At 70.8% G+C, this 8440-nt stretch carries 6 protein-coding genes; 1 reads left to right on the forward strand and 5 read right to left on the reverse strand.

Annotated elements, in window-relative coordinates:
- Positions 1-296: 296 nt before the first annotated feature.
- From VFZ20_RS15555 to VFZ20_RS15565, 4 genes are all read right to left on the reverse strand, one after another.
- On the reverse strand, positions 297-1949 hold the full coding sequence (locus tag VFZ20_RS15555; protein ID WP_329684826.1) for a hypothetical protein: 1653 nt from the start codon (positions 1947-1949) through the stop codon (positions 297-299).
- Positions 1950-2385: 436 nt separating this feature from the next.
- Positions 2386-2724: a FitA-like ribbon-helix-helix domain-containing protein gene (locus tag VFZ20_RS32955; RefSeq protein ID WP_414682943.1), complete on the reverse strand. Its 339-nt coding sequence runs from the start codon at positions 2722-2724 to the stop codon at positions 2386-2388.
- A 112-nt stretch (positions 2725-2836) separates the two neighbouring features.
- Positions 2837-3865 carry a hypothetical protein gene (locus VFZ20_RS15560; RefSeq protein WP_329684827.1) on the reverse strand — a complete coding sequence of 343 codons (1029 nt, stop codon included), beginning with the start codon at positions 3863-3865 and terminating at the stop codon, positions 2837-2839.
- A gap of 103 nt (positions 3866-3968) precedes the next feature.
- A complete protein-coding gene (locus tag VFZ20_RS15565; RefSeq protein WP_329684828.1) occupies positions 3969-6389 on the reverse strand; it encodes a DUF5916 domain-containing protein in 2421 nt (806 codons plus the stop codon).
- Between the two features lie 193 nt (positions 6390-6582).
- Here VFZ20_RS15565 and VFZ20_RS15570 point away from each other — a divergent pair, with 193 nt between their 5' ends.
- The gene (locus VFZ20_RS15570; RefSeq protein ID WP_329684829.1) at positions 6583-7479 is read left to right on the forward strand and encodes an ATP-grasp domain-containing protein; all 897 of its coding nucleotides are present in this window, start codon (positions 6583-6585) and stop codon (positions 7477-7479) included.
- Between the two features lie 234 nt (positions 7480-7713).
- Here VFZ20_RS15570 and VFZ20_RS15575 read toward each other — a convergent pair.
- Positions 7714-8440: hypothetical protein (locus tag VFZ20_RS15575; RefSeq protein WP_329684830.1), on the reverse strand; the 727-nt coding region annotated here is incomplete at its 5' end.

Raw genomic sequence — 8440 nt, forward strand, 5'->3', positions numbered from 1 at the left:
GGCTCCTCACTCAGGATAACGCTTTCGAGCCCGAGGTTTGGCAACACCCTCCGAATGGAAAGTCAGGGCCAGGCTCGTGCGTGGAGGCGTGCCCCGTGCGAGCGCCCCCTCCGGGCTCGCGGAGCTCGCCCACCTCCCCCAATAACCCCTGGGGGAGGTTGAACTGCGGTGGCTTTCATCCCGCAGGGTGCGCGCAGTGCCGAATGACCCAGGAAAACAACTACGTTCCGGGATCGGGACCAGGCGCCGATTCCGCCGGCACGCGAGGAATACGACCCGGTGCGACGTGCGTCTTTTCACTCCTCCGGGAGCACGTCCAGGCCGGAGGTACCGGCGCCGCGTGACGGACCGCGATCGCGCGGCGTGCGGCGCTCCTGGCGCGGGGCCGGTGGCTCGCCGCGGCCATCGCCGGCGTCGGCGCGGGGGGCGGTGCGGCCGGGGAGCGTGGCGCCGTAGCGCGCGACGTAGGCGTCGACCTTGATCTTCTTCGCCGTGGCGACGCTGCTCATGGGCCGCACCTTGCCGATCACGGGACGCTCCTGCCAGGCGTGGTCGTACCGGCCCATCACCCAGGTGATGCCGCCCGTGGAGTTGGGGTTGCGGCCGTCCAGCGCCCAGCGGTTGTTGAGGTGCAGCATGTGGGCGAGCGCCTCTTCCGGCGTCTCCGTCCATTCCAGGAACTTCTTGCCCCACAGGATGCGCAGGTAGTTGTGGATGCGCCCGTCCGTGCGCAGCTGCCCCTGCGTGGCGTTCCACAGCGCGTCGTAGGTGGCGCCGGCCTCCAGCTCGTCGCGCGAAAAGAGCTCCGCGCGCTTGTCGCGGCGATGCGCATCCAGCGTATTTCGCGCCCACTCTGGCAGCGAGGCGTACGTGTCGTGCTCCGGCACCCAGTGCGCGGTGTTGTACGAGATCTCGCGCCAGGTGATCAGTTCCTCCAGGAACGCCTCCGCGTCGGCCGACATCCCCCACCATCCCTCGCGCTTGCCCGTGGGGCGCGGCGCCAGGCGCGCGGACGTCCACGCCTCGCGCTCCGCCACGGCCGCGAACACCTCGTGCGCGCTGATGAATCCCCAGTGCAGGTACGGCGACAGGCCGCTGTTGCTGGGATCTTCCGCCTCGTTGCGGCGCGTGGCGTACGTGCCGAGCTTGTCGTCGATGAAGGCAGACAGCACCCGACGCGCCTTCTCCTGCCCGCCGCGAAAGTCCACGGGCGGCACGTCGTGGTCGATGGGGAGCGCCGCCAGTGCCCGCGCCGCCTCGCCCGCGTCGTCGCTGATCAGCGCGTCCGCGGGGGAGGGCCAGCGCGCGCGGATCCCGTCCAGCCAGCGTGCCGCCTCGCCCTCCAGCTTCGGGAGCGAGCGCGCGCGGAGGAGCGGATTGGGGGCGGGCGCGTACGCGAGCGCGTCGGGGAGCTCGCGCTGCAGCATCCGCCGAAAGTGCGGCGGGGTCACCCACGCCTTCCCCGCCCTGCGCAGCGGAAGCAGCCCGTTCCCATCCACCGCCTCCAGCCGCACGCCGGCGCGCTCCAGCTTGCGGCCGGCCGCGTCCAGCATGCGGGGCAGAAAGAAGTCGGGAAACTCGTCCGTGACGACGGCGCAGGCGCGCTCCGCGAGGGCCAGCAGCAGCCCGCGTCCGTCGCCGGGGCGCGGCTCCACGTAGCGCACGTTCGCCACGCCGGCCGCCTCGTACGCGTGGGCGTTGTCGCGCATGCCGTCGAGGGCGAAGCGGTGCAGGCGGTCGTTGGCCCAGGGGTAGCCGGCGCGCAGGGCCTCCAGCACGACAAGCGGCCGTTTCCACTCGCGCGCGAGCTCGATGGCGTGCTCCAGCGCCCCGTTGTAGCGCGTGCGCCGCTCCATCACCTGCCAGTACAGGACGATGCCGCGCGACGGATCAGCCGCGGCGGTGTTGAGCGGCGTCAGCCGGTCGGACGGGACGGTGGATGCGGGCATGCGGATGCGTCGGATCGGGAGCCGGTGCGCGAGGCGCGAGCTCGGGGCACCTCACGTGCCGCCGCGTCTCGCCGGTGTGCCGATCGTACGGGGGCGATGCGCGGGGTGGATGCGCGGCTCGTAGAAAAACCACAGGGTGGGATTGTCTCATGGAGCAGGCTCCGCGCGAGCGCCCCCTCCGCTCGCCGAGGCTCGCACCTCCCCCAAAACTGCTGGGGGAGGTTGAACTGCCATTCATCCGCGAGGCCGGAGCGGCGAAACTGCGGGACGGTGAGCGTGCAGGAGGGACGCTACTTCGACGGCCGGTCGCGGAGCCGACGGCGGACGGCAGGATGACGGCGTCCCTTGGTAGAGAGGCTGCTGCCGGCGAGGGGACGGCCTTCGAATTTTTTTGGAAAGGGCTACATCACGGCGTCGGGCGCGGAAGCCGGCCTGGTCACATCAACCTCCACCTGATCGCGATCAGTAAAAGGCGGCGACCAAGTGGAAGACGGCGATCAGGAACGATGTGCGTCGTCCCTGTCCGGGCCCTTGTCCCACATCGGGATCCGTCCCACCCCGCCCGCTCTCTTTCGCCGGGCTGGCCCGCGTCCCCTTCGGACCAGGTCTCCTTTCCGAGTCCGTCCAGATCCAAAATCGAAAACCCCTGTGGGGCGAGCACTTCGGTCAGGATGTGCACGACCTCCTGTGCCATAGACCGGTGCCGGGATTCTGCTCGTGGCTTGAGCGCCTGGTACAGCGTGTCAGGTACGTTCTTCACATTCAGTGTCGCCATACGCCCTCCTTGTCTCTGTCCGTGGGGAGGAGGCCCGAATGGCTGTCACCCCCCCGCGGGCCGAAGGCGGACGCGCACCGAAGCCCATACCCGCGCTGGCCGCACACGGAACTTACAGGATGATGCCGCGCACCAGCGTGAGCTGGGTGAATACGGCAAACGCGATCTGCCAGACAGCAAGGGTCAGCAATCCGACGATGGCCGCGCGCGCGTTCGGACGCGTCAGTGTCAGCCAGTCCGTGATCCCTTCCCGCACAGCAACAACCGTCCTGGGTGTGACAAGTTGTTCGACACCCATCATCGCGACGGTTCGGCGTTCGCGGAGCCTGGAAAAGCGGTGGTCCTGCAGAACGTCGGTCCTGCCTTCGACCCAGTGCAGGAACACGCCCTCGCCTGTGTCGCCGTCTTCGCCGGGCCCACGCAGCGAAAGCTCGAGGTGGTACAGGTCGGTTCCCCATGCCGGAAGCATCCACAGGTCGGGCGTGACCGGACGATGGATCTCCTCACGGCCGTATCTCACCCACACGGGCACACCGGCGGCGTTGCCTACCCGCATTGCGAGCTCCTGCACCGCGTACATCTCCCGGCAACCGTAGCCGTATCGGACCGGTTTGAATCCCTGGGCCATCAGCCCCTCGACAAGCTCCGCCTCCATCACGCGACCGCGCAGACGCTCATGCTTCGCGTCCTCCGGGCCCAGCACAATCTGCAGCATCAGTTGATCGAATGCCTGCACCACGTCGGTACGAAGGGCGTTCACCACATGAGGTCGATACCCCGCGTAGTCCGCCGGTCGAAGCTGCTCCTTGATCACCGCAGGGCAGAAAACGCGATAGAGGACGATTGCGGCCGCCGCCGCGAGCCCGGCGATGAAGAGGGCAGCGGATTGGGGAGGAAAGCGGCTGGGCTCCACGGCCACCGCTCCTCCCGTACCCGCCTGGTAGATCCCCGCCAGCAGAGGCACGGAAAGCAAGGATGCCGTGCCGACCTTCCAGAGTGGATCTCGAATGATCCGGGAGAGGCCGTGCCAGCTGGTGAGCACGTGAAGCCGCTGAGCCGCGCGGCGAAACGTCACGAACCGGGGCTGGCGACCGTGCCTGGCCTGCGGCAGTCCAAGGGGGTCCGGAAGGTTGGCGATCATCGGCACGCCCGAAGCAGGAGGTGAGCGAACAAGGCACTAAGCCTGACTGTTTGCTTATACCCCGCACCCCGGGCGAAGCGAACCCGCGTCTCAGGACCACCGCTCAGTTGCGGAAGAGGTAGCTGAGCTTGAGGAACAGGCCGTCCGTGCGCGGCGCCAAGCCGTCGAAGCGGAACGCCTCGTCGTCCGTGACCTCGCGGCCGTAGCCCAGGAACGCCACGGTGCCCGGTGACGGACGCCAGCTCAGCAGAAGGTCCAGGCGCAGCGGGTTGAGCTGCGGCGCGTCCCACGCCGGACGGTTGCCGCGCCGCACGCGAAAGGGCTGGCCGTCGCGCACGTACGGGCGGCCGTCGGGGGCGCGCAGCACGTCCACCTCCTCCACCGCGTACTGCGCCAGCGCCCGCACGGCGATGGCGCGCGTGACCTGGTACTCGGCCCGCAGGCGCGGCACCAGCGCGCGCGAGTAGCGCGAAGCGTCGCTCGCGCGGAACAGCAGCACGCGGCGCAGGCTGGCATCCACCCGCAGCGACGCCGTGGGCCGCAGCGCCACGGCCGCCTCCAGCGACTGCTCCCTGCCCCGCGTGCCCTCCGCGAAGAGCGGCGTGGCGCCGAACGACGCCTCCACGCCCACGTCCATCCACTTGAAGTACGACGACTCCAGCTCGAACGACACCCCGTTCAGGCCGCTCATCCGCGCGTCGGGGCCCACGAGCACGTCGCCCGTGTCGATGCCGTCCGTGGTGGACGGCAGCGAGTAGCCCGCGTAATCCGCCGGGTCCAGCGTGTAGAAGCCGCGCGAGACGCCCACCTCGGCGGTAAAGTTGCCGCGCAGTTCCATCTGCACCAGCGCGTCCGCCCCGCCCTCCAGGGCCTCGCCCCCGCGCCAGAAGTCGCGGCCGGTGTACAGCAGCTCCGCGCCCTGCCGAAAGTCCACCTGCTCCACCAGGGCGCCCGGCGCGCCGTACCACGACACGCGGTTGCCGCCGGAGAGCGAGGTGATCCCCGTGCGCCGCACGAACCCCGTCTCGGTGACGAAGTCGCGCGGCACGTCGCGCAGGGTGACGACGTAGCCCCAGTGGCGCGCCGTGCGGTCGAAGTACACCTGGCCGATGTGCGCGGCGCGGTCGTCCAGGGCCACGGGCACGCGGGCGCCCGGCGCGCCGGCGGAGTCCGTGCCCGCCTCGTCCGGCACCCAGCTGCGCGTCCAGCTGCCGCCGATCTGCCCGCCCAGCATGTAGATCTGTCCAAAGCGGAACCGCGCGTCCGCCGCCGCCACGTGGTTGAACGCGCCGCCCACCACGCGGCTGGTGCCCAGCAGCCCCACGGTGGAGCCCTGCCCCACGTCGCGCCGCAGCCGGGCGATCTGGAACAGGGCCCGCGACGCCTGGGGCGCGTAGCGGGCGGGGTTGTCGCGGGGCGCGTCGTCCACGGCGCCCAGCCACGCCAGGTTCAGCGGGCCCACCTTGCCCGTGACGCGCGCGCCGGCCGCCGGCGCCACGATGGACCGCGTGTAGACGAGCGCCTCGGGCGTGGAGAACAGGTCCGCGCCTTCCAGGAAGAACGGCCGCTTCTCCGCCAGTGACAGGGCGAAGCGCTCGTTAACGGTGATCTGGTCCGCGTCCGCCTCCACCGTGCTGAAGTCGGGGTTCAGCGTGGCGTCCAGCGTGAGCTCGCTCGTGATGCCGTACTTCACGTTCACCCCCACGTCCGGCTCCGTGGGTCCGCGGTCGAACCCGTCCGCGTCCGTCGTCCCCTCGCGGCGGGCGGTGAAGGTGGGGTTCACCTCCAGCGGCCGCCCGGGCCGCAGCCCGCCGATGCCGGACAGCACGCCGCTGGACGCGAGCTCCGCCGGCTGGTTGCGCGAGCGCGGCGCCCAGCTTTCCTCGGCCCCCAGCGCGGGAATGACGCGGATGACGTTCAGCCCCCACGTCTGCGCGTCGCCGGACGGGAACTTGAGCGAGCGCAGGGGGATGCGCATCTCCACCTCGTACCCCTCGCCCGTGAGCCGCCCCCGCGAGTCGAAGAGAAAGTCGGGGCTGAAGGTGAAGCCGCGGCCGTCCGAGAAGGTGCCGTCCTGCTGGATGCCCAGCGGGTTGACGAACAGCGCGAACGCACGCCGCCGGTCGTGAAAGGTGTCCAGGAGGATGCGGACGTGGTCGTCGGCCGTGATCTGGTCACGCTCGGCCAGGGTGCTGCGGATGCGCGACGGGTCCTGCGCGTGCGCGCGGATGCCGATGAACAGCTCGCGCGGCGTGTAGAAGACGAGCACCTCCGTCCGCTCGCGCGCGGGGATGCCCTCCGCCGGCGTGGACTGCGTGAAGCCCGTGAGGACGGCGGCGCCCTGCCACGCCGCCTCGTCCAGGCGGCCGTCCACGCGCACGGCGGCCTCGTCCACGCGGGGGATGCGGGCGTCGAGCTGCGCCCGCGCCCCGTCGTAGACCACGGCGGGCACGGGCACGGTGTCGGCGAAAAGCGGGCAGGCCGGCGCGCAGGCGAGGGCGCCGGCCGTCAGGAGGGCGATCATCAAACGATGCGGAGTTCGGGACAGGACCGGCCGCAAAGATATCCGCGAAGGCCCACGCGGTGAACCCCGCTCAACCCGCCGCAATCTGCGCGTTTACGCGGATTTCCAGCGTCCGCGCGGATTGCGGCGCGCGCGACGGACGCGCATTCTGCGGGGCGCCCGCCATCGCATCCGCCCCTCATCACCGCGTCCCATGCGCTTTCTCTACCCCGCCCATCCGCTCTCCCCGCGCGAGGTGGACCCGGACTTCGAAGCCGAGGCAGACCTCGCCCGTGCGCTGGGCGCGGACGTCTCCGTGCTGCACCTGGAGCCGCTGCTGGAGGACGGGGACGCGCGGCGGGCCGTGCGCTTCGTCGAGGCGGCGGATGACGAGCGCGCCGTATACCGCGGCTGGATCCTTCCCGCGCACCTGTACCAGCGCCTGTACGAGACGCTGGCGGAGTGGAAGGGACTGGCGCTGGTGAGCGATCCCGATGCGTATCGCGCCGCGCAGCACCTGCCACAGGCGTACGCGCGGCTGGAGGGCCACACGCCGGAGACGGTCTGGCTGCGCGCGGAGGACGCAACGCCGGAGCGCGTCGTCGAGGCCGCGGCCCAGCTCGGCGACGGACCGGCGCTCCTGAAGGACTTCGTGAAATCGGAGAAGCACGCGTGGGAGGAGGCGTGCTTCATCCCGTCCGCGACGGACCGGGCGGCCGTGCTGCGCGTGGCGGATGCGTTCCGGGCGCGGCGGGGCAGCGCGCTGGAAGGCGGGCTCGTGTTCCGGCGCTTCGTGCCGCTGCGGCGGACGGGCGTCCACGCGCGCAGCGGGATGCCGGTCGCCGTGGAAGTGCGCTGCTTCTTCGTGGCCGGCGCGCTCGCCGCCCGCATCCGCTACTGGGAGGGGCAGATGGACGACCTGCCGGACGTGCCGGAGGCCATGCTCGCGCTGGGGGGGCGGATCGACAGCCCGTTCTTCACGATGGATTTCGCCCAGCGCGAGGACGGCACGTGGACGGTCATCGAGACGGGCGACGGGCAGGTCAGCGGCTTCCAGGACAGCGCGGAAGGCATGCGCGCCGTCTACACCGCGCTGGTGGCGATGCGGTAAGGCGGTCCTCGGTCGATGCCGAACCCAAGCGGCCCGGGCGCATGGTGCGTCCGGGCCGCTCGTGCGTCATTGGAGCCGCGGAACCGACCACGTTGCCGTCGGTCCCTCCCGCGAGAGGTTCCGCCCGCGCGTGCGGGCTACGCGTGGACCGGGGCGAAGGGACGACCGGCGGAGTGGGACGATGCCTGCGCCGTCTCGCCCGCCGGATCCGTCTGCCGCCCCTCGAACGGAGAACTAGGGCGTCGACGCCGCCGCGACGGGCTCCTCCCGCGACGGGGAGAGAATGGATGGCGGCAGGACGGCCGACCCGCCGGCTCCATCGGGCGCACGGCTCGTCACGCCCGCATCGATGGCCTTTCGATAGCCGGTCAGATCGGAGTGGATGGCACCGTAGTCCCAGATGAATCCTCCCGCCCACGCCGGGCTGGGGAACTGCTGAAAGAACGAGCGCATGTCGGCTGGGGAAACGGGTGTGGAATCGGGAGACCATCCAGTGGCGCCGATCAGCAGGACGGGCGCCGTGCCGCCGCCCGCTGCTCCGATCGCCTCGGCTGCCGTTTCCCAGCGCGTCACGTTGCCCGTGTCGAACCCCCCCGAGTAGTACTGGAGCCCCATGCGGGTCGAAAACCCCTTCAGGGACGCGGGCACCGGAGGGTGGGAGGCGGGGTAGGCCAGGCCGCTGTAGGGGTAGGTCGTCGTGCCGATCTCCAAGCCCTCACTCTGCAGGGCGAAGGCATTGATGGCCTGCGCGGCCGCGTGGTAGGACGCCCGCGTGTCGTCGAAGGGCGGCGCGTAGGTGATCTCCTTGAATCCCACCGAGCGGGCCATGATGCCAAAGGCGGTCATGGCGTCGGTGTGACGCTGGTCCGTGCCCTCCTCCTGGTCGATGTCGATGCCATCCACCATCGGGAGATACGCGCGCAGCGCCTGCACGTTCCTGTACAGGACGCTGTCATGGGGA

Origin of the sequence: Longimicrobium sp. (assembly GCF_036280135.1) — a bacterium.
In the GTDB taxonomy this organism is placed as follows: Bacteria; Gemmatimonadota; Gemmatimonadetes; order Longimicrobiales; family Longimicrobiaceae; genus Longimicrobium.

Excerpts from the sequence above, each read along its gene's own strand:
- VFZ20_RS15570 (WP_329684829.1), top strand. The coding sequence starts at position 6,583 with ATGCGCTTTCTCTACCCCGCCCATCCGCTCTCCCCGCGCGAGGTGGAC.
- VFZ20_RS15560 (WP_329684827.1), bottom strand. The coding sequence starts at position 3,865 with ATGATCGCCAACCTTCCGGACCCCCTTGGACTGCCGCAGGCCAGGCAC.
- VFZ20_RS15555 (WP_329684826.1), bottom strand. The coding sequence starts at position 1,949 with ATGCCCGCATCCACCGTCCCGTCCGACCGGCTGACGCCGCTCAACACC.
- VFZ20_RS15565 (WP_329684828.1), bottom strand. The coding sequence starts at position 6,389 with ATGATCGCCCTCCTGACGGCCGGCGCCCTCGCCTGCGCGCCGGCCTGC.
- VFZ20_RS32955 (WP_414682943.1), bottom strand. The coding sequence starts at position 2,724 with ATGGCGACACTGAATGTGAAGAACGTACCTGACACGCTGTACCAGGCG.